General features: G+C 71.8%; 21 protein-coding genes and 2 pseudogenes. 6 read left to right on the top strand and 17 right to left on the bottom strand.

The features are described 5' to 3' along the window. Window positions 1–55 precede the first annotated feature (55 nt). A complete protein-coding gene (locus ABZ860_RS13115; RefSeq protein WP_357219225.1) occupies window positions 56–1,003 on the top strand; it encodes a helix-turn-helix domain-containing protein in 948 nt (315 codons plus the stop codon). Here the strand turns inward: ABZ860_RS13115 and ABZ860_RS13110 are convergent. From ABZ860_RS13110 to ABZ860_RS13085, 6 genes and pseudogenes are all read right to left on the bottom strand, one after another. Next, the gene (locus tag ABZ860_RS13110) at window positions 975–1,448 is read right to left on the bottom strand and encodes a nuclear transport factor 2 family protein (protein ID WP_357219222.1); all 474 of its coding nucleotides are present in this window, start codon (window positions 1,446–1,448) and stop codon (window positions 975–977) included. The genes ABZ860_RS13115 and ABZ860_RS13110 overlap by 29 nt on opposite strands. A 45-nt stretch (window positions 1,449–1,493) precedes the next feature. Then, window positions 1,494–1,694, bottom strand: a pseudogene (locus ABZ860_RS13105) (hypothetical protein); the annotation flags it as partial. 709 nt (window positions 1,695–2,403) lie between these two features. Next, on the bottom strand, window positions 2,404–2,811 hold the full coding sequence (locus ABZ860_RS13100; RefSeq protein WP_357219219.1) for a transposase: 408 nt from the start codon (window positions 2,809–2,811) through the stop codon (window positions 2,404–2,406). A 210-nt stretch (window positions 2,812–3,021) separates the two neighbouring features. Continuing rightward, the gene (locus tag ABZ860_RS13095) at window positions 3,022–3,732 is read right to left on the bottom strand and encodes a hypothetical protein (protein WP_357219216.1); all 711 of its coding nucleotides are present in this window, start codon (window positions 3,730–3,732) and stop codon (window positions 3,022–3,024) included. Beyond that, window positions 3,725–4,012, bottom strand: coding sequence for a hypothetical protein (locus ABZ860_RS13090; RefSeq protein WP_357219213.1), 288 nt, complete (start codon window positions 4,010–4,012; stop codon window positions 3,725–3,727). Before ABZ860_RS13090 ends, ABZ860_RS13095 begins: the two co-directional genes overlap by 8 nt. A gap of 61 nt (window positions 4,013–4,073) precedes the next feature. Further along, window positions 4,074–6,803 (bottom strand): AAA family ATPase, encoded by a 2,730-nt coding sequence (locus ABZ860_RS13085; RefSeq protein ID WP_357219210.1) that lies wholly within the window; start codon window positions 6,801–6,803, stop codon window positions 4,074–4,076. Between the two features lie 102 nt (window positions 6,804–6,905). Between ABZ860_RS13085 and ABZ860_RS13080 the strand changes: the two genes are divergently transcribed. From ABZ860_RS13080 to ABZ860_RS13065, 4 genes are all read left to right on the top strand, one after another. Further along, the gene (locus ABZ860_RS13080) at window positions 6,906–7,544 is read left to right on the top strand and encodes a hypothetical protein (RefSeq protein ID WP_357219207.1); all 639 of its coding nucleotides are present in this window, start codon (window positions 6,906–6,908) and stop codon (window positions 7,542–7,544) included. Continuing rightward, complete coding sequence (locus ABZ860_RS13075) at window positions 7,541–7,882, top strand: hypothetical protein (protein WP_357219205.1); 342 nt, start codon at window positions 7,541–7,543, stop codon at window positions 7,880–7,882. Before ABZ860_RS13080 ends, ABZ860_RS13075 begins: the two co-directional genes overlap by 4 nt. A 148-nt stretch (window positions 7,883–8,030) precedes the next feature. After that, window positions 8,031–8,279 (top strand): hypothetical protein, encoded by a 249-nt coding sequence (locus tag ABZ860_RS13070; RefSeq protein WP_357219202.1) that lies wholly within the window; start codon window positions 8,031–8,033, stop codon window positions 8,277–8,279. Between the two features lie 260 nt (window positions 8,280–8,539). Continuing rightward, window positions 8,540–8,686: a hypothetical protein gene (locus ABZ860_RS13065; protein WP_357219200.1), complete on the top strand. Its 147-nt coding sequence runs from the start codon at window positions 8,540–8,542 to the stop codon at window positions 8,684–8,686. A gap of 696 nt (window positions 8,687–9,382) precedes the next feature. Here ABZ860_RS13065 and ABZ860_RS13060 read toward each other — a convergent pair. Next, the gene (locus tag ABZ860_RS13060) at window positions 9,383–10,258 is read right to left on the bottom strand and encodes a TIGR03619 family F420-dependent LLM class oxidoreductase (RefSeq protein WP_357219197.1); all 876 of its coding nucleotides are present in this window, start codon (window positions 10,256–10,258) and stop codon (window positions 9,383–9,385) included. Window positions 10,259–10,312: 54 nt separating this feature from the next. Continuing rightward, window positions 10,313–10,498, bottom strand: coding sequence for a hypothetical protein (locus ABZ860_RS13055; protein WP_357219196.1), 186 nt, complete (start codon window positions 10,496–10,498; stop codon window positions 10,313–10,315). A 161-nt stretch (window positions 10,499–10,659) separates the two neighbouring features. Here ABZ860_RS13055 and ABZ860_RS13050 point away from each other — a divergent pair, with 161 nt between their 5' ends. Further along, a complete protein-coding gene (locus tag ABZ860_RS13050) occupies window positions 10,660–11,514 on the top strand; it encodes an SAM-dependent methyltransferase (RefSeq protein WP_357219194.1) in 855 nt (284 codons plus the stop codon). Window positions 11,515–11,520: 6 nt separating this feature from the next. Here the strand turns inward: ABZ860_RS13050 and ABZ860_RS13045 are convergent, their stop codons facing one another. The 9 genes and pseudogenes from ABZ860_RS13045 to ABZ860_RS13005 form a co-directional block, all read right to left on the bottom strand. Beyond that, entirely contained in the window at window positions 11,521–11,691 is a 171-nt protein-coding gene (locus ABZ860_RS13045) for a hypothetical protein (protein WP_357219191.1), read from the bottom strand. Window positions 11,692–11,996: 305 nt separating this feature from the next. Next, a pseudogene (locus ABZ860_RS13040) lies at window positions 11,997–12,071 on the bottom strand (hypothetical protein); the annotation flags it as partial. A gap of 102 nt (window positions 12,072–12,173) precedes the next feature. Further along, the gene (locus ABZ860_RS13035) at window positions 12,174–13,391 is read right to left on the bottom strand and encodes an ROK family transcriptional regulator (RefSeq protein ID WP_357219188.1); all 1,218 of its coding nucleotides are present in this window, start codon (window positions 13,389–13,391) and stop codon (window positions 12,174–12,176) included. 154 nt (window positions 13,392–13,545) lie between these two features. After that, entirely contained in the window at window positions 13,546–14,076 is a 531-nt protein-coding gene (locus tag ABZ860_RS13030; protein WP_357219185.1) for a hypothetical protein, read from the bottom strand. Window positions 14,077–14,288: 212 nt separating this feature from the next. Further along, a complete protein-coding gene (locus ABZ860_RS13025; RefSeq protein WP_357219182.1) occupies window positions 14,289–14,615 on the bottom strand; it encodes a hypothetical protein in 327 nt (108 codons plus the stop codon). Between the two features lie 328 nt (window positions 14,616–14,943). Then, complete coding sequence (locus tag ABZ860_RS13020; RefSeq protein ID WP_357219180.1) at window positions 14,944–15,357, bottom strand: YchJ family metal-binding protein; 414 nt, start codon at window positions 15,355–15,357, stop codon at window positions 14,944–14,946. Between the two features lie 241 nt (window positions 15,358–15,598). Continuing rightward, the gene (locus ABZ860_RS13015) at window positions 15,599–16,081 is read right to left on the bottom strand and encodes a hypothetical protein (protein WP_357219178.1); all 483 of its coding nucleotides are present in this window, start codon (window positions 16,079–16,081) and stop codon (window positions 15,599–15,601) included. A 279-nt stretch (window positions 16,082–16,360) separates the two neighbouring features. Next, window positions 16,361–16,831 (bottom strand): lamin tail domain-containing protein, encoded by a 471-nt coding sequence (locus tag ABZ860_RS13010; RefSeq protein WP_357219176.1) that lies wholly within the window; start codon window positions 16,829–16,831, stop codon window positions 16,361–16,363. A 124-nt stretch (window positions 16,832–16,955) separates the two neighbouring features. Continuing rightward, window positions 16,956–18,155: a hypothetical protein gene (locus tag ABZ860_RS13005; RefSeq protein ID WP_357219173.1), complete on the bottom strand. Its 1,200-nt coding sequence runs from the start codon at window positions 18,153–18,155 to the stop codon at window positions 16,956–16,958. Between the last annotated feature and the right edge of the window lie 2 nt (window positions 18,156–18,157).

The raw sequence follows: 18,157 nt of genomic DNA, 5'->3' as shown, positions 1-18,157 counted from the left end.
CCGAAGCGGTAGTCTTTTCCCACCGCGAGAGTAGAACTCGTTCTAGGAGTGGTCAATGGCGGTGGCACGGCGCTCTCCGCCCGCCCGGCGGGTGGTCGCCGTGCTCGACCATCTGGTCGCGGCGGGCGGCCGCGGGCTCGGCCTGTCCGCGCTCGCCCGCGAGCTGGGCATCAGCAAGCCCACGTGCCTGGGCATCCTCACCGAGCTGGTCGCCGCCGGCTATCTCGTGCGCGATCCCGCCACCCTGACGTACGGCCTCGGTCCCGCGCTGGTCGCGGCGGGAAGGGCGGCGCGGCGCGGTTTCCTGGCCGGCGACGCGGCCCGGCGCCACCTGGAGCCGCTGGCCGAGCGCTATCACGCCACCTGCACCGCCTCGGCCGTCGTCGGCGACGAGATCATGGTGCTCGACGCGGTCGTCCCTCCCGGCGAGCCGCCGGTCAGGGTGGGCGAACGCTACCCGTTCGCGCCGCCCGTCGGGCTCATGTACGTGCTGTGGGGCCCCGACCGGGAGCTGGAGCGCTGGCTGGCCAGGGAGCCGACGCTGCCGGTGCGCATGGACCGCGAGCACCTGCGCGAGGTCGTCGGGCAGTGCCGGGCGGCGGGCTATCTCGTGGAGAGCCTCACCCCGGCGGGCATGCGGCTGCACTCCCTGATGGCGGGGGTGGCGGCGTACGAGCTGCCGCGGGAGGTGCGCGCCCTGGTCGGCGAGATGGTGTCGAGCCTGGGCGAGCGCGTCTACCTCGGCGCGGGCCTCAACCCGCGCAGGAAGCATCCCGTCAATCTCGTCGCCGCGCCCGCCTACGGTCCCGGCGGCGAGCAGGAACTCGTTCTCACCCTGCACGTCGGCGCCTCCGTCACCGGCGCCGAGATCGCCCGGCGCGGAACCGCACTGGTGGCCGCGGCCGACGCCGTCACCGCGGAACTCGGCGGCGTGGTCCCGGACGGCGCGGCGGCGCGACCCGGCGCGGGGAAGGTCAGGACGCGGCCCAGCGGTTCGCGGTGAACCGCAGACTGGGCAGGTCGTCGAGGGACACCGTGTACTCGTACGTCCTGCGGTAGCCGGTGCCGCTGATGCGCCAGCGCCCGTCGGAGCAGCGCCGGTAGGCGTCCTCGTAGTAGGCGGATCCGCGGATCATCAGGCGGTGGCGTGGAATGAGCACGGTGTCGTCGAGGCACCAGGTGCCCCTCGCGTCGTCGCCGTCGATCTCGATCTCGGGATGACCGGCGAGATGCGTCGTGATCACCCCCGGCCCCAGGCTGGCGCGCATGTAGCCGACGATGGCCTCGCGCCCGTCGAACCGCAGCGGCTCGCCGGCGACCGGATTGTCGTAGGCCGCCACGGCGTCCCCGGTGAGGGTGCCGGCGAAGTCGTCCCAGCGCTTGAGGTCCAGGCAGCGCAGGTAGCGGTACTTGATCTGGCGGATCTCCTCCAGCGCGATCAGATCCATGCGCCCCAGCATGCGGCAGCGGGGAACGCCTTGCAAGAACGCGTTCTACCTACGCCTGACGGCCGCGCCGCACGGAGGTCCCACGGCGCTAGGTCGTGCCTGACAAATCATGGCCCTGCTGCGCGTGGCCCAGGCGGCGCCGTTGTCGTACCTGGGAGCGACAGCGCGGTGGCGTTTGAGCCGGTTGATGCCGCACTCGACGGCATGGCGCCGCTTGTACATCTCGGGGCCGAAGGTGGGTGGCCGTAGGTCGGATCGAGGTCGGCCGAGCAGGTCGCCGAGCTCACCGCCGGCCTCGCGCGGGTCTTGCCGCCGTACGAGGGCGGCCGAGACGCGGCCTCGACGTCGGTGCCGCTCGACCTCGCGCGCAGGACTGCATCGCGTACGGTGACCCGCTCGGCCGTGCGCGCCGGGGGATCGGTCAGGGGCCGGCGTCGCGAAATCAGTACACGCGGCACCCGGGTGCGTAGGGATCTACATCGCAGATATCCAGGTTGGGTGGCGGAAGGGGGTAGCCGCCGCCCGTCCCGCCGCCTGTCCCGCCGTCGGGGCTCCCGCCACCGGGAGGAGGCGTCGGCGGCTGCGGCGCACGGCCGCCCCCGCCCCCGCCACCGCCACCGCCTGTAGTGGTGCCGCCTCCGCTGCCGCCGTCCGGCTCGCAGACATAGAAGTCGCAGTTTGGCGGCATGGCCGAGGCGGGACCGGCGCTGATCAGGCTTGCGGCGCCAGCCGAGAAGAACAGGGCCATGACCATTACGGCCTTGTGTTTCTTATTCATCCAGTCATCTCCTTTCGTTGTCAGCCACACGAAAGGATCACGGTCTGCCCTTGGAAACCGGTTGTGGATCAATGAGAGCCGCCGCCTACTGGACGGGCAGGCGGGATGCGGCCAAGCCGCGAGCGAGGCCGCCACAGCGGACTTCGATACCGGCCCTAGGACCTGTATCGAAGTCGGTTAGAGCCATTCGTTGAGTGCGGCGATGAGGACTGTGGCTTCGTAGCGGACGGCGAGTTTGTCGTAGCGGGTGGCGACGGCCCGGTGGCGTTTGAGCCGGTTGATGCCGCACTCCACGGCGTGGCGCTGGGCGTAGATCTCGGGGTCGAAGGCGGGTGGCCCGCCGCCCTTGGATCCTTTGGCGCGGCGGTTGGCGTCCTGGTCGGTCTTGCTGGGGATGGTGGCCTTGATGCCACGCCGCCGCAGGTAGGCGCGGTTGGCCGTGGAGGTGCAGGCCTTGTAGGCCAGGACGCGGTTGCACCTGTGCGGGGGACCCGGATACCGGCGATGACGGCGGTCAATTGCGGGCTGTCGCCGCGCTGCCCGGCGGTCAGCAGGATCGACAGCGGCTTTTGTCCCTGCTCGCACGCCAGGTGCAGCTTGGTGGTCAGCCCGCCGCGGGAGCGCCCCAGCGCGTGATCGTCTGGTTCCGGGTCACCCACCCCGCCGGGCGGCTCGGCCTGCAGATCCCCCTTTTGCGCGCACCCGCAGCGTGCTGATGCGCTCGCGCGGTGATGGAGTCCACACTGACGTCCCACGTGATGCGTCCGGCCGCCTCGGCCAGCGCCTGCAGCGCGGTCAGGATCTGCTGCCAGGTGCCGTCTCGCTGATAGCGCCGAAACAGCGCATACACCGCTTGGCTGGCCCGACCGCTTCCGCCGCGGTGGCCGGTCGCCGCGCGGCCAGGAACAGCGAGAGGCCGATGGCGGTAAGCGCGAGGAACAGCGGCGCCGGGAGGGCGCCCTGGAACGCGGCGAACTGCCCCCATAGCAGGATGGCCATCGCGATCGCGAACCAGCCGGTCCAGCGCGCCGCCAGCCGAGTACGTACGATGCCGGTCCCGAGGACGACCAATGCAAGCGGCGCGAGCAACGCGGAGTGCGCGGTGAACAGGCCGTTGATCCACAGGTCGACCACGGGGTACCAGTCCGGCTGCGGCCGGTGCTTGGCGGTGAGCGAAAGGTTGACGGTCGCCTCGAAGGTGAGACTGACCAGGGCGAGGCTCGCGCCGGTGGCGAACACGGCCAGCGCCGCGATGGCCAGCGCCGAGCCCAGCATGCGGGCCAGCAGCGCGACACCGGCGATGCTGAGCGCCACGCCGGCCCAGATGAGCCAGGTGGCCGCGGTCATCGAAGCGTGCCGCTCAGTGATAAGTCGCCAGGACTCCGCCTCATCGGCGCCCCAAACCGGCCAGGTGCGCGGGTTCAGCACGGCGACCAGCGGCAGCAGCCCCCCGAGTGTGAGCAGGGCGCCGGTCCACCGGCGCGCTGCCAAATCGACGTCAGACATGAGCGGACACCTCCACCATCGCGAGCACGTCGACGGTCATGCCGACGCGGGCGGCTGCCTGGGTGGCCTGGGCAACATTGTCCTTGAACGCGCGTGCGTGCGGCTCGGTGTCGAAGACCGCGACCGTGTGCATTTTGCCGGTCTGCGCGTCTCGCATCCAGTACCCGCTGACGAAGCCCGGCCGCGCGGCGGTCCCGGGTACCACATCGGCGCGCAGCGCCCGTTCCTGCTCCGCCCGCCGGCTCTCGTCGGCGGACCAGATTCCCACGACCGCATGCATGCCCCGCACGCTACGGCCGAGACCGGCACCGGGCATCCGTGCAACCACTCATCCGCGGTACCTATCCGCGTGCCCTGTCCGCGTGCCAGGAGGCGATCCGGGCCCGCGACTCGAAGCCGAGCTTCACCAGGATGTGCGTGACGTGGTTCTCGACCGTGCGCGTGGACAGGTAGAGCCGCTCGGCGATCTGCCGGTTGGACAGCCCTTCGGCCACCAGGGCGGCGACCTGCTCCTCGCGCGGGGTCAGCGGGCCGGCCGGCGGTGGCGTGACCACCGCTTCGACCTCGGCCTGTAGCGGCGCCAGCCCCAACCGCCGCGCCAGGTCACCGGCGGCGTCGAGGTGCCCGCGGGCGGCGGCCCGGTCACCCTGGTCCAGCGCCGCGCGGGCCAGCTCCAGATGGGCGTACCCGGTGGTCGGCGCGAACCCCATCGCGAGGCTGGCGGCCAGCGCGGAGCGCAGGTGCTCCCCGGCGGCCTCCGCGTCCCCCAGAAGCCGGGCGAGTCGGCCCAGCGACAGCGCCACCGGACCGTATCCGGGGGCCAGCGGATCGGCGATCACCTGCCGGTCGGCGAACGTCAGCAGCTGCGCGTAGGTCCACGCACCGGTCTCCCGGTCGCTGAGCGCGACGCACACATCCGCGATCCCGGCCATCGCGACGATCCACTCCCGGGCGTGCCGCGGGAACGCGCCGAGGTGCGGGACCAGGGATGGCCAGATCGCCCGTACCTCATCGATGCGGCCCATGTGCACCAGCACGTTCACGTGCCAGGAGCGGGCCAGGAACGGGCCCCGCTCGGTGAACGCACGCACCGCCCGCTCTACCGGCTCGTACCCTTCGCCGGTCAGCTGCGCGAGCGCCTCGGCATAGATGAGGTGGAAGAAATCGGCCCCCTCGTGCCCGGCGCGCCGGCCCCGCACCTGCCCCTCCGCCATCAGCTCGGCGGCCCGGGCCAGCCGGCCCTCGCTGAGCGCGACGGACGTGCGCACCAGGGTCAGCCGCCACGTCCACAGCGGCTCGCGCAGCTGATCGACGGCGACCGCAAACGCAGCCAGCTCGGCGTCGAAGGGCACCCGGCGGCCCAGCTCGGCGAACGCGCCCAGCCGCCACAGATGGCCCCAGGCCGCGTACTCCGGCTGGCCGACCTCGTGGCCCAGCCGCACCGCGCGCTCGCCGAGCGAGAGCCGCTCCAGCACGTGCCCCGCCCCCGTCAGCTCGGTGCCGCGCGCCTGCAACGCGAGAAACACCGCGTCCGGGTCGCCACACGCCTCGGCCTGCTGCAGCGCGCGGCGCCCCAGGTCCGGCTCGCCGCCGTCGTGCGTCACCTCCGGGCCGGGGCCGAACGGGTCAGCGGTTACGATCAGTTGGGCGAGGACCCGGGCGCGGCGCACCGGCTCGGTGTCGCCGAGCAGCGGCAGCGTCGACCGGCACAGGGCGTGGATCTGCGGAGTGACCGAGGAGTCGGTGACCCCGCGCAAGACTGTGGCCGCGTCCGCGAGCACGACCGCGTCGCCGGCGACCTGGCCCAGGTCGGCGGCCTCGTGGCAACAGCGCCAGGCGGCGTCCACCGCCCCAGCGCGAAACTCGCAGCCGGCGAGGTCGAGTAGAAGCCGGGCCCGGGTTCCGTCGTCCGCCCGGGGAAGCAGGTCGAGGGCGGCCCGGTACTGGTATGCGGCGTCCTCGTACGCGAGTCGGCCCCGGGCCCGCTCGGCGGCGCGCAACGTGACCGTCAACGCCTCCGCCTCGCCGCCCTGGCGCAAGTGATGCGCCACGGTCTCGATCGGACCGTCGCTGACCGCCGACGCGGCGCGCGCGTGCAGCTCCTGCCGCTCGGTGGGCCCCAGCTCGGCGTAGAGCACCTCCTGGGTGAGCACGTGGTCGAAGCGCAGCACGGACCCGTCGGCGACGAGTACCCCGGCGTCCAGGGCGGGGCCCAGCCGCGCAACCACCTCGTTGCGCGTCAGCTGCACGGTCGCGGCGAGGGTAGCCGCGTCGAACTCCCGTCCGTGCACGGAGGCCTGGCGCAGCAGGAGCCGGGTATCTGCAGCAAGCCCGTCCAGCCGCCGGCCGATCGTCGCGCGAATCCCACGCGGGAGCCGCTCGCCGGTACCCGCCAGCCGGGCGAGCTCCACCACGAACAGCGGGTTGCCACCGGACCGCTCGCTGATCGCGCGTAGCGTTGCCGCGTCCAGCGGACCTGCCGCGGCCCTGGTCGCCAGCTCGGTGACGTCGTCGGCGACGAGCGCGCCGAGCCGGATCCGGTGCGCCCCGCGCTCCCGGCCCACCGCGCTGAGCACGTCGTGCCGGTCCGTACCGGCCTGCCCTGCGCGGAACAGCGCCAGCAGCATCAGCGGCAGGTCCGCCGCCTCGGACGCGACATGCTGCAGCAGACGTAACGAGCCGAGGTCGGCGGCGTGCAGGTCGTCCAGGACGAGCAGCAGGCCGACGCCGGTGGCCCGGTCGCGCAGCGCCTCGACGACCGCGTCGAACCGCCGGTACCGGGTGACCGAGGCGTCGGCGGGCTCGTCGAGGCCGGTACCCGAGGCCCGGATGGCGCGCAGGATCTGCAGCCACGGCCGAAACGGCGCGCCTGGCTCGCCTTCGAGGCAGGACCCCCAGGCGGTGGCGTGCCCGGCGGCCCGTGCGCGCCGGGTCACCGCGTTCGCGAACGCGGTCTTCCCGGCACCAGCCTCGCCCTCGACCAGGACAACGGCGCCCGACCCGGCCCGCACCCCGGCCAGCCGGGTCTCCACCTCGGCCAGCTCCCGCCCACGCCCGACAAGCTCCGTCACGCGAATACGGTAACCAGGCCGGGCAGCCGGCCGTCGAATGAGTATGCCGGATGAGTGTTTTCCCGGACGACCACCCGACCCGATGCGACCTATGGTCCCCGCATGATGACCGTTCGAACGTTGGCCCGGCTCTGCGTGGCCGGCGGGGTGATCGGGGCGGCCGGCGGGCTGGTCACCGCGTTCGTCCCCGCCGCGGTCGGCGCCGACCGGTTCAGCTACCCGTACACGCCTGGCTGGTTCGTCGTCGCCCAGACCATCTTCCTCGTCAGCCACGTGCTGGTGCTCGCCGGCGTGCTGGGCGTGCTTCGGGCCGGCGTCGCGGGACGCGGTCGGCTCGCGGCCTGGGGCGGCGCCGTCTCCGTGGCTGGCCTGGTCATCCTCTCCCTCTGCGAGGTGGCCGCCATGTTCCTGCTGCACGCGTCCATGTCGTCGGGCACGGCCGGGGCGCTCAACGCCGGTTACGGGCTGGCCGCGCTGTTGACCGGCACCGGCCCGGTGCTGCTCGGCAGCGCTGTCGCCCGCGCGGGCGCCTGGCACGGCTGGCGCCGGTGGATCCTGCTCGCCTGCGGCGTGCAACTGCTCGCCGCAATACCCGCGATCGCCGGGCCTTTCCTGGCTGGGCGGCTCGCGCTCACCGTCTGGGCCACGCTGTACATCGCGCTCGGCGTCGCACCCTCCCGGCCGGCCGCCATCGTCCCGGCGCGGACCGCACCGGCCCTCATCGACCAGGAGCTGCCATGAACCCGACCCTCAAGTGGGGCCTCGCCCTCGCCATGCTGCTGGGCCTGCTGGACATCGCCGGCGTGGGCGGCGTGTGGGCCGACGACGGACCACCTGCTGCGATCGCGATCTGCGGCGGGGTGCTCGGGGTCATCACCATCGTGGCCGCGGCGCTCGCCCGGCGGCGGGGCGCGATCTCCACGGTGATCGGCTCCCGGGCCGTCTCCGGACTGCTCAGCCTGCCGGTTTACTGGGCGGACAACGCACCGGACTGGTCGATGATCGCCGTCGGGATCGCGCTCGCGGTCACCGTGACCACGATCGCTCTGCTCACCGTCGGCCGCCGGGCCCCCACCTAGCCTGAGTCCCGCCCGACGCGCGTGGCGGACCCCGCCGGACCTGTCCCATCACCTCACCCGCCCGCACAACCTCGTGACGCCGTGCCCGGCTGTCAGAGTCGCCTGATTGGAGAACAGCATGATCGCCAGAGTCGCAAGGTGGGAACCGATGCCCACCGACGACCGTGACTGGGTCATCGAGGCCGCCACCACCATCCCCGGGGTACGCGCCACCTACCATCTGCTCGACCCAGCCACCGGCAACGGCCTGTCGATCGCCGTTTTCGACGACGACGAAGCCGCCGCCGCGGCCGGCGACGCGATCCGACGCCGAGCCAGCGAAATCGGCTGGAACGACCAACCCCGGCCGCGCTTCACCTCCGAAACCTTCTACCAAGTCATCCGCGGCAAGCCGTGAACATCACCGGTTGTCGTGACTGACCGCAACCTCCGGGCCGTGCGAGGCCAGCCCCGTGGTTTTGCCGGCCTCGAGGACGGTCAGGCCGATCAGCTGGGAGACGGCGTTGTACGTGTGCCCCAGCGATCTTCGCTCCGTCGTTCCCTGGCCGCGAGCGCGCCTGTCGCGTCCGCTCTCGCCGCCCCGCCGCGCTGGCCGTACCGGCCGACGCGTCCGTCCCTTCTGCTGCCACGTCGGTCGCGGCGAGCTGCTACACGCGGGTGGGCAACCACTGGAACATCACCCCGGGCGCCTACTGCCCGGCCGCGGCCCACGGGAAGTACGGGTACGCCAAGGTCACGAACAAGCGCTACAAGTGCGGCTACTACAGCAACGACCGCCGCTGGCACTGGAAGCGCGCCTACTGACCGGCAACGCAGTGAACGGCCCCCGCGCCGGTGTGGCGCTGGGGCCGGACCCGCGTGGAGGGCCTCCAGGGCGGCATCGTGTCCGGGACCGGTCAGCCGAGGTACATCATTCTGCCGTGAGGGCCGGCCGGGTCGTGATGAGCGCGACGGTGGCGATCACGGCGTGCGAGGGCTGGCTGAGAGTCGTTCCTGCCCAGGGCATGTGTGGGCCCCCGGCGCGGATGCGCGGCCGGGGGCCCAGGTGGTGGATGAGCTGCGCGAGGCGGCGGTGGGGTCTGGCTGTGTCTTACCCCGGTCGCCTCTACAGGCCCTGGCGCTTTTGGCCGTCTCAATTTCTCCGTGAAGGATCGGAGCACCTGCCTGGCCGCCGCCGCCAAGGCCGCGACGAGGTAACACATCCGTGAGATGTGCCTCATGAAGATTCCTCTCATCGGGCAGAAACTGCCTGCATTCACCAGCCCCGAAAAATCAGCACTGGCATCGCAGGGAAGATCCACCCGCCGAGATCACCGAAGCGGACCTGACACGGCTCGCCCTGCCAACCCTTGACGTGATCTTGTCCCACCCCTCGCGATGATCGCTTTTGGTCACCGGGTCGTCTGACACCGCGTCGCGGCATCAAGGCCACCATCCCCAGCAAGACCGACCAGGACGCCAACCGCCGCGCCAAAGGATCCAAGGGCGGCCGGCCACCCACTAGGCGACCTTGGCGATCACGGCCTCGGCGAAGCGCTCCAAATGCTCGATCTTCCGGTTCAGCGGCTCGGTGTCGGGCCCCTTCACGTACGGCCTGCGGAAGCCGACGATCACGTCGGTCACGCCCTTGTCGGCCAGCCGCTTCACCCCGTCCGCGCTGTAGGCGTCCGGGGAGATCACATGGATCTCGAAGGGCCGGTCGGCGGTGCCCTCCTCGGCGCGCAGCGCGGCGAGCCTGGCGAGCAGCTCGTCCAGTTCGGCGGGGTCGCCTCCGCCGTGCATCCAGCCGTCCCCGAGCCGGGCGGCGCGGCGCAGCGCCCCCTCGCTGTGGCCGCCGACCAGGATCGGGATCGGCTCGGCCGGCACCGGGGACATCTTGACCGGCGGCAGGTCGTAGAACTCGCCGTGGTATTCGAAGTAGCCGCCGCGCGTCAGGCCGCGGACGATCTCGATGGCCTCGTCCATGCGCCTGCCCCGCCGCGCCCACGGCACGCCCGTCACGGCGTAGTCCTCCGGCCAGGGGCTCAGCCCGACGCCGAGGCCGAGCCGGCCGCCGGTGAGCCAGGCGACCGAGGCGGCCTGCTTGGCCACCAGCACCGGAGGTCGCACCGTGAGCTTGAGGACGAACGGCGTGAACCGGATCGTCGACGTCACCGCCCCCATCGCCGCGATGAGGACGAACGTCTCGATGAAGCTCTTGTCCTCCAGGAACTCCCGGTCTCCGTCCGCCGTGTACGGATACCTCGCGTCGGACTCCCGGGGGTAGACCAGGGAGTCGGCCACGCTCATGCTCGCGTACCCCGCCGCCTCCGCGGCCCGGGCGAGCGGCAGATGGTACGACGGGTCGGTCATGGCCTCGGCATAGGTGAAACGCATACCCGGAGCGTACGAGAACGCGTTCTATTTTTGAATGTCCCGCATGCCCTTTCCTCACCGCCCGGCGCGGCGGCGAACCAGCATGACGAAGTCGGCCGCGGCGGCGATCGCGAGCAGGGTCGCGACGACCGCCGGCACGACCAGCCCCGCCGCGTACGCCGTGATCGCGATGAAGCCGCAGACGACCAGCCCGAAGGTGGCCAGCACCATACGCAGCCCGAGGGCGCCGCGCGGCTCCATGCCGTCACCTCCCCCCGCAGCGATCCCCTACCCGGCCGGGAGCCGTGCACCACGCGCGCCGGCGGCGTCGGCGTGGTCGCACATCAGGACATCTGACATTGCCGATTGTCGGATCAGACGGTCAGAATCGGCACGTGTGTCCCTAGGATGGTCGTCGTCCCATGCGGTGGACCGACCCGAGCAGTGGAGGGCAGAGCGTGCACGAGGAGCAGGCTCCCGCGTGGGTGGTGGACCCCGGCACGCCGAGCGTGGCCCGGATGTACGACTACTACCTGGGCGGCAAGGACAACTTCGCGGCCGACCGCGAGGCCGCCGAGAAGATCATCTCGATCCTGCCCAACGCCCGCGAGGTCGCCCGGGCCAACCGCGCCTTCCTCGTGCGGGCCGTACGGCACCTGGCGCGCTCGGGCATCCGGCAGTTCCTCGACATCGGCACCGGGCTGCCGACGCAGGCGAACGTCCACCAGGTGGCGCAGGCCGAGGCGCCGGAGTCCCGGGTCGTCTACGTCGACAACGACCCGATCGTGCTCGCCCACGCACGCGCCCTGCTCGCCGACAACCCCCGGTCGATCGTGATCGACGGCGACATGCGGAAACCGGAGTCGATCCTCGGTCACCCGGGCGTCCTCACCCATCTCGACTTCACCCGGCCGGTCGCGTTGATCATGCTGGCCGTCCTCCACTTCGTGACCGACGACGCGGAGGCGGCAGGCGTCGTCGGCGCGTTCCGCACGCCGCTCGTCCCGGGCAGCCACCTGGTGGTCTCCCACATCACCCGAGGCGACCTGGACGAGGACGCGGTGAGGCGGGGCCGGGACGTCTACACCGCGACCACCGCGGGCGGCATCGTGCCTCGCACCGCGGCCCAGGTCCGGACCTTCTTCGACGGCCTCCACGTGCTGGAACCCGGCGTCGTGCCGCTGCACAGGTGGCGGCCCGAGAGTGTGGAGCTCGAATGGAACGGCATGCCGGGCGGCGACATCCTGGGCGGGGTCGGTCTCGTTCCCGGCCCCTGACGTGCGTCACTTCCCGCTCATGACCAGGATCAGGCCCTGGACGGAGGCGCCGTCCTCGTGGAGCGGCGCCAGTGTGACCGCGAGCCGGACGGGGCGGCCCCGGCGGTCGACGGTCTCGACGCCCACCGGGTCCGCCTGACCGCCCACGGCCGGCTCGCCGGCCAGCACGCGCCGCATCGCGGGCAGCAGCGGGTCGAGGGGCAGGCCGATGTCGAGCGAGGGCAGGCCGCGGCCGTGGGCGTCGTCGGCGCAGCCCCCACAGCTCCTCCGCCCCCGGGCTCCTCTGGGCGACCGGGCCGGAGGCGAGCGCCGCGCTCTGCAGGCGCGGAAGGCGGGTGTTCTCCTGCGCGTGCGCCGGGGGCGAGTTCCAGCCGATCCGCGCCCCGCCCGCGGGCTGGGGGATCTTCCTGAACAGGCGCGCGCAGGTCCACCGGCTCGAACTTGTCGCCGTGGTCGAGCAGCATCTCCGCCTTGCCCAGCAACAGGTAGCCGGGGTCGGCGAGGGCGAAGTGGAACTTGCGGACGACGGTGAGCTGCGTGTCGGTGTCCAAGTACAGCAGCGTGTCGCGCGCGAGCAGCAGGTCGACCCGGGAGATCGGGGCGTCGCGGGTGAGGTCGTAGCCTGCGCCCGCCTCTGAACCCCGTTCGGCGCGGCGCCCTCAGAGCGCGAGCGCGCGCTTGCGGGGCGCGGCCCGGTGTGCCGTGCGACGCCGCATCTCCGCGAGCACCTCGAGTGGGCTGGCCAGGAGCCTGGAGAAGGCCAGCTCAGCGGCGCCGACCAGCGTGACGTCGTCGCCGAGCGCCGACACCTGCAACCGCACCTGCTCGCGGGAGATCACCATGGCGTTCGCCTCCACCCTGCGGCCGACCTGCGCCGCCGAGCCCGGGTACACGTCCCGCAGCATCCCGCCGAAGATCACCATGCCGGGGTTGAAGAGGTTGATCAGGTTCGCCACGCCGATGCCCAGCCAGTCGCCGATCCGGTGCAGCGCCTCCTCGGCCGCCGCGTCTCCGCGTCCGGCGGCCTCCACCACGGCGCGCACGCCCTCACGGCCGCTCAGCTCGCCGGAACGGCCCGCGGCGTCGATCAGGGCGTGCTCGCCGACCTCGGCCTCCAGGCAGCCGCGCGAGCCGCACATGCAGGGCCGCCCGTCGTACGGGTTCACCATCATGTGCCCCAGCTCGCACCCGTAGCCGCCGTCGCCGCCGAGCAGCTTGCCGCCGACGATGATCCCGCCGCCCACACCGACGTCGCCGTGCAGGTAGATCAGGTTGTCGAAGCCGCGGCCCACGCCGCGGTCGCGCTCGGCCAGCGCGCCCAGGTGGGCCTCGTTGCCCACCAGCACCGGCAGCCCCAACCGGGAGCCGAGCTCGACGCCGAACGCCTGGTCCACCCAGCCGACGTAGGGCCCGTACCGCACCGTGCCGTCGTCGGGCCGGATCATGCCGCAGTAGGCCGCGCCGACCCCCACGCACACCGAGCCCGGCCGGGCGCCGCGCCGCAGCTCGCGGCCGAAGCCCGCGAGCACGCCGACGACGTCCTCCAGGTCCGCGCCCGCGCGGGGCCTCACCGCCTCGCGGCGGTCGAGGATCTCACCGCCCAGTCCCACTCGGGCCGCGACCAGGCGGTCGACGCGGACGTCGAAGGCCAGCACGTGCGCCCGGTCGCGCTGCGGGCGGACAACCAGGGACGGCCGGCCCGCCCTGCCGGTGTCTCCGGGCAGCTCCTCACCGACCAGCCCCGCCGCGGACAGTTCGGCGGTCAGCGCCATGATGGTGCTGCGATTGAGGCCCATCCGGTCGGCCAGCTCGGAACGGGAGAGCGCCCCGGCCAGATGCACGTGCCGCAGCAGATCGCCGAGGTTGCGCCGGCGCATCTCCTCTTGGGACCGACCGGCTTTCGACATGGTGCGCAGATCCTGACGACTCGGAGGAGTTCCTCGTTGGCGGGCCGTGGACAGGAGGGAAGGGCCGTGACCCCTTCCTCATCTCGAGATTACCAACGGAGTCGGCCCCGGCCGAGCCCCGCGTTCACCGGCGCGTCCGCGCGCCCTGATCCCCCAGCATCACAAGCCCTCGGGTGCGCGCCGCCTGGAGGCCCGTCCCCCACCGGCCCGCGGAGACCGCCGCACGCCGAGAGGCCGCCCCCGCCCGGGTCGCCGACGCTCCACGGCTCGCCGCTCCCGCCCGGGTCGCCGCCCTCGCTTTGGGCGACGCCTGCGGGGCCGGGGCCGGCACGGGCGATGCGCCCGTGTAGGGCGTGCCGAGCGCCTGCGCGATGTCGCACGCCCGGTTGCCCCTGCACATCGCGTTCTGGATGCCGGTCCCGCCGTTCGCGACGTTGATGGTGATCTGCTGCGTACCGCGATTGGTCGTGGGGCTCGAGGCGGTCAGCTCGGGCTGGGCGGCGGCCCTTTCGGCCCGCGCGGACCGGAGCCCGGACTCCTGGTGGTGCGGCGTCTCCCGCCCGTGGGCACGCGTGGCCCCGGCGGCAGGCCCCGCGGCGGCCAGCGCCGCCACGACCGACGCGCAGGCGAGGAGACCAAGACCGACCTTCCTCATGGCCGTCCCGCCATACCGCTGACACTTCATCGCGCGCTCCCGCCAGTCGCCGCCGCAATGCCCGGGCGGCCCTTTTCCCCCGGGCATTTTCAGGCTAGCGACCCGCTGGTTTCCCGCGCCCGGCGCGCGCGGCGTCTTACGGCATCATTGCCATATCAGTCAGCACGACCCCGCATTCATGAAATCCACGGCCCGCGCGCATTCGATCGCGATCACCAGGCATTGGAATTGATGGGCATGTTCTGCCAGATCTTGCACTTCCTCGGGCCGGGACCGCAGAAGGCGCCCTGGGTGCTGATGCGCCCGCCGTTCGTGATGCCGGTCTGCTGCTGGCCGATCATGAAGGTCGGGGCGAACACGCCGTTGAGATTCTGGTTGAACTTGCCGTTGCCCGACTTGAGCTGCCGGGCCGTGGCCGTCCCGCCCGACGCCACCTGACCCTCGCCGCCATGGCCCGTGGCCTTCATCGGAGCGCGGCTCAGGAGCTGCGCGCTCGCGCTCGCCTCCTGGGCCGCGGCGCTCCACGCGATCGCGGTCACGAGAGCGGCCAGCGTCAGGTGACGGACCGTCAGAGCCCTGTGCGGGCGGGAGCGGGACGTACAGCGGCGAGACATCGTGGAACGCACCTACCTACCAAGGCCATGCGGCAATGGGCTTTCGTCGCGGACATAAGCAACGATGACCTCATACCCCGCGCCATGGCCTCAGCCCCGCTCATGCCAAGCGCAGCATGGATGATGACGTATTTTTTGTCGCTATGCCTTCCGATCGGACATCACACGTTCATGCCCTCAAATGTCATTATCGACATAAATCCGGAATGACAGACATTTGCGCCGGGTCTCGGTCTCGGTCCGGTCTTCTCGCTCACTCACCGACGGCGTCGAGATAGACCCAGGCGCCTTCGTGGCGGACGAAGCGGCTCTGCTCACGCATCTCGCCGGGCTGTCCCCGATAGGCGTACCGGGCGCGGAAGGTGACGGTGCCGTCGGTGTGGATCGGGCTCCCGCCCGTGACCGCCTCGATCTCCAGCCCGGTCCACCGCATGCCCTGGTCGAACTCGACCCGTGCCGGACAGGTGGAGGGATGCCAGGTCCGCAGCAGGTACGCCTCGTCCTCGACGGCGAACGCGGAGAAGCGCGAGCGCATCAGCGCCTCGGCCGTCGGCACGGACTGCCCCGCGTGGAACCGGCCGCAGCATTCGCCGTAGACGGCCGGCAGGCCACAGGGACAGGGCTCGCCGGCGCGCGGCGCCCGGCGGGAACGAGAGGTGCGGCTCACCCCGCGAGGCTATCGCCCCCGGCCGAGCGCCCGCCCCGCCGTCCCCGGCTCCTCGCACAGACCGCGGACGCCACTGCGGGAGTCCCGGCTTGCGCGTCGCCGGACGGCGACGAGGTCTCCGGCAGGCGGTTCCACGAAGGACCGCCATGCCGGAGACCTCGCCGTTCAGCCGTTCAGCCGTCCCCGCCGCCGGCGCGAGCCTCAGCCCGCCTCACCGGGCGGAGTGTCGCACCCGAGCCGGTCAGTTGTAGGGGTTGTCGTAGGTGCCGGTGCTCTTGGTGCGGGTCTGGTACTGGCCGTTGCTGCCGAACCACCCTCCGGTCACGTCGAAGCGGACGTTACGGACGGTGCTGCCGAAGTTCACCTCGCCGCTGTACAGGAAGGCCTGCTGGCACCCGGCATAGGACGTGGTCCCGGTCTGGGTCGGCCACGACGAGCTCGTGCCGTTGACGTTGATCAGGAAGTAGGGCGCGGGGTAGGCGTGCTGCCAGCACAGCCGCAGCGAGTAGCGGTACTTGGTGTTCCCGTCGTCGAACGCCACCGTGCCGTCCAGGAGGGCCAGCTGCGTCGCGTTGCCGTCGTTGCTCACCAGCTGCAGGTAGACCGGCTGGTCCGGGCCGTACGCCGCGTGCGCAGGGCTGAGCGGCAGGAGCGCGGCGGCCATCGCGGCGATGGCCATGGCGATCGACGTCGTCAGGCGACGTCCTCGCGAGCGTGCGGTCAATTCACACCTCATCCGTTGCAGGAGTGCCGAGTGCCCGGAGGTTATTGCGAGATTCACGGACCGATCCAGCACGGCGATCGCGGGGCTCGATCCGGTCGGGCGTTAAAGGACGCACCCCGGGGACCTTGGGAACACCGTTCCGCCACGACCAGGACAGAGAGGGTGGCGAAGCTGGTCGAAATCCCGCCGTGGCCGCTGAATGTTTCACTCCGCGCCGGGCAGGACGACCCGGCCCCCGGCGCTACTCCGCCGGGGGCCGGGTCGCAGGGCCGGCCGCGGTCAGCAGATCTTGTAGTCCTGCCGCGACGAGTTGTACGCGCAGGAGTCCACCAGCATGCCGGAGGCGTTCCGCAGGTACGCCTTGTCCTTGGTCTGGTTCCAGATGTAGGCGAGCGTTCCCCCGCTCCGGCCCCAGTAGAGGGTGGTGGAGGTGTCCTTTCCGCGGCCGGTCCGCAGCGTGACCGTCTTCCCGGCTCCGAGAGTGAACGGGCCGAACGTGTAGATGTGATCGGACCGCTTCGTGTCGTCGCGGACGGTCCAGCCCTTCAAACTGACGGCCTTCTTCGTCGTGTTCTTGACCTGCACGTACTCGCCGTTCAGGCTGCTGTTCGCGCCGAAGTCCGGCGAGCCGGGCGAGTCGTAGTAGATCTTCGTGATCCGTACGGCGGGGCCCGCCGCGTGGGCGGGGTGGGAGACGGCGACCACGCCGGCGGCCACCGCTGCGGCCGCCAGCAGAGATCGGGTACGCACAGGGATGCTCCTGGGATGGGGGGACATGATCGGCATCGATCATATTGACCGCCCTTGATGCAGATGGACCGTTCCCGTCTCGGTTCTGCATCCGATGGAGCGTCCTGCGAGGGAGATCAGCGCGTCACCGGAAGATGCCCGTGTGGCCGAGTGAGTAGCGGCCCGGCTGCGGATACACGCACAGCCCGTGCGGCCCCGCGCCGACGGGGATGGTGCGGACGACCCTGCCGTCCCGGGTGTCGAAGACGTAGACCACGCCGTGGTAGCGGCCGCTGAGCCACAGCTTCGTGCCGTCGGCCGACACCCCGCCCATGTCGGGCGAGCCGCCGCCGGGGATGCGCCAGACGTCCACCACCTTCCGCTGCCGGAACGACACGACCGACACCGATCCCTCGCCCCGGTTGGACACGTACAGACGGCGCGAGTCGCGGCTCACGTACAGGCCGTGCGCGCCCCGGCCGGTCGGCAGGAACCGCATGACCGTGTACGTCGCCGCGTCCACCAGCCACACCCCGTGCCGCTCCATGTCGGCCACATAGAAGACGGTGCCGTCGGGCGACAGCTTCACGTCCTGCGGCATGCTCATGTGGCCCAGGTGGATGTGCCGGATCACGCTCGGCGTCCGCCAGTCGAGCACGACCAGGTCGCCGCTGAACTCGCAGCTCGCGAGGAACACCGAGCCGTCGGCGGTGAAGTCGCCGTGGTTGATGCCCCGGCAGGGCAGCGACAGCGAGCGCAGCAGCTTCATGCTGTGCGGGTCGCGCAGGTCGAGCTGGTTGTTGCGCTCCGCCATGACCAGGGCGTACGCGCCGTCCGGCGAGAAGTACAGGTTGTAGGGGTCCTCCACGGGCACCGGGTGGCCGGGCTTGCCCGTGCGGGGGTCGATGGGGGTCAGGGAGTTGCCCCGGTTGTTGTTCACCCACAGCGTCTTGAGGTCCCAGGACGGCACCACGTGCTGGGGCAGCGCCCCGACCGTGAAGTGCCGCACGATGCGGTAGGTCTCCGGGTCGATGACGTCGACCGTGCCGCTCTCGCTGTTGGGCACGTACACGAGGGAGCGGAACCCCCTGACGACGGGGCTGAGCATCCCCGGCCGGTCGGCCGCGTAGACGTCGGCCCGATCCCGGCCTCTCGCCTCGAGCGACGCGGCGGTGTCCGGCGACGGCGAAGCGGACGCCGGCCCGGTGCTCGTGACCCGCGAGGGCGCGGCCCCCGGCGGCTCGGCAGGCGGCGGGGCCGGCTGCGCCGCACAACCGGCGAGGGCGAACCCTCCGATGATCGCCAGCACCATGGTCACGGCACCGGTTCCACGCGCTCGTCCCACGC

Origin of the sequence: Microbispora sp. NPDC046973 (assembly GCF_040644495.1) — a bacterium.
In the GTDB taxonomy this organism is placed as follows: domain Bacteria; phylum Actinomycetota; class Actinomycetes; order Streptosporangiales; family Streptosporangiaceae; genus Microbispora.
This window is presented reverse-complemented; position numbering and strand designations above follow the sequence as displayed.